Below are 1,956 nucleotides of genomic sequence, written 5' to 3' on the forward strand. Positions count from 1 at the left end.
TTGGTTAAGCTAAAATTAGCAATTTTTTTTACACGGTGTTGTAAATAGTAGTTTTTTTTCCAGTTAATAATTCCATTTTAGTTTTTTGCACTTTGCTTAATTCAACATTTTAAGAAATAAATTCCACAAAGAAATTCAATTCCGAAAGTTGCTTAAATTCCAGTTTTTGATTTCAAGTCTTGGTAATTTTCTCACGTTTTAATTTTCCAGTCTGAGTAAATTCACACGTTTAAAATTCCCACAATAATTTTTCACGAGTGAAAGATAATTCAGCAATTGTTAAATTTCATTTTTAAGCATTTAAAAATTCCCACGAACAACTAAATTCAGACATTTTGGAAATTCAAATTTTCACGTTTCTGAGTGTTTTCCACTATTATTTACAACGTGTTTATATATGGTTTGTTGCGTGGTTTAAGCAACTAATTTAGTAAATAATTACTGACAAAGAAAATCCGCGAGGATTTTCGTAAGTAAGCAAATAGCCAGCAATAAATTATATATGGTGTTGGCAAATCGTTTTTATTCATTCTTTTATTTTCTCCCACTTTCCTTTTCTAAAATACATATTATGAAATTTTTTAGATTTGAATACTAAGTAAAAATTCCACCAACTTTTTCTGTAAGTAGTTGGATTTGTTTCAGTAATATGATGATTAGGTTCATTCATTTTTAGAACGAGTCTTTCAGAACTGTATGGTTTCACAGTCGATATTGTTCCTTTGTTGATAGAAATTATTTGTTCATTTTCCATTGTGTAAAGAAATATAGAATCATTTTCAGTTATTTCCATTCTAAAATGATTGTATTGCCAATCAGCTTGTTTTCCTTTGAAAAAGTTTCGGTCAATTATATATTCTCCATAATAATCTTCTTTTTCAAGAAAACTTGTATCAGGTAATATACTCATAATTACAGAAAGTCCAATCAGACATAATATTGGAATCCAAATACAGCCAATAGCTTTAAAAAATCCTTCTTTTTTCGTGAATGCTCCTAATAAAAAAAGTATTAAAGTAATAGGAAGTATTATGAAAATCATTCCAAGATTAAATCCAAATCCCATTTAGTTTATTTTCGGTTTTTAATGTTTGCCAACGTGTTTATATATGGTTTGTTGCGTGAATTAAGCAACTAATTTAGTAAATAATTACAGACAAAGAAAATCCGCGAGGATTTTCGTAAGTAAGCAAAAAGCCAGCAATAAATTATATATGGTGTTGGCAACTGGCTTTTATTCATTCATTCATTCATTCATTTTCAATTCATGTAATTTTCAACAGTTTCCCATTTTGGGTCTTGATTAATTTCATATCCAAAACCTCTAATTAATCCTTCTTTATTTATTTGGGTTTGTAACCATTCGTGAACTTTTTCAGGGTCGTCAAGATAAATGTAAACATCTAAAAAAGAGTCATTAAATAAGTGTCCAACGTAATGAGCAGTAGTCAAACTTTTTATTTTTTTCAGAAGTTCATCTTCAAACCTGTTTGCAATTGAACTTTCTTCAGCTTCTGGAAGTCCATTTTCTTTACAGTTTTCTAATTTTAGTCCGATTGAAATACTTAAACACCAGGGATATTTAGATTTCTTACTGTATTTTTTATATGACATATTAAATGATCCAACAACTGGATTTCCGTTTGTAAGAGTTGCTTCCAAAATTGAAAATTTTTCTTCTGGAAATATTTTTTCAGATTCTGTTTTTTTATCTTGTCCGTAACCAAAAAGTGATGTTAGAATTCCCATTGTAATTATTAATATTTTGTGTTTCATTTTATTCAACTTTTTCCAATTTTTAATTTCTCATTTTATTTCCGGTAATTTTGAGCGCTTGTTGCCAACGTTTTGGTGTATTATTTGTTGCGTAATTTTAGCGAAAAAAAAGCTATTTAAACTAAAACTTTAGCGTTTCCGAGGTTTTTCGTAAGAAAAACCCGAAAAAGCAATAAATTT

At 28.2% G+C, this 1,956-nt stretch carries 2 protein-coding genes; both read right to left on the bottom strand.

Translation table 11 applies throughout. The features are described 5' to 3' along the window. Positions 1-526 precede the first annotated feature (526 nt). Complete coding sequence (locus ACW9UN_RS17090) at positions 527-1,066, bottom strand: hypothetical protein (protein WP_459487580.1); 540 nt, start codon at positions 1,064-1,066, stop codon at positions 527-529. Between the two features lie 194 nt (positions 1,067-1,260). Then, positions 1,261-1,776 (bottom strand): DUF695 domain-containing protein, encoded by a 516-nt coding sequence (locus ACW9UN_RS17095; protein ID WP_459487581.1) that lies wholly within the window; start codon positions 1,774-1,776, stop codon positions 1,261-1,263. Positions 1,777-1,956 lie beyond the last annotated feature (180 nt).

Source organism: Polaribacter litoreus (assembly GCF_054584775.1).

Excerpts from the sequence above, each read along its gene's own strand:
- ACW9UN_RS17090 (WP_459487580.1), bottom strand. The coding sequence starts at position 1,066 with ATGGGATTTGGATTTAATCTTGGAATGATTTTCATAATACTTCCTATT.
- ACW9UN_RS17095 (WP_459487581.1), bottom strand. The coding sequence starts at position 1,776 with ATGAAACACAAAATATTAATAATTACAATGGGAATTCTAACATCACTT.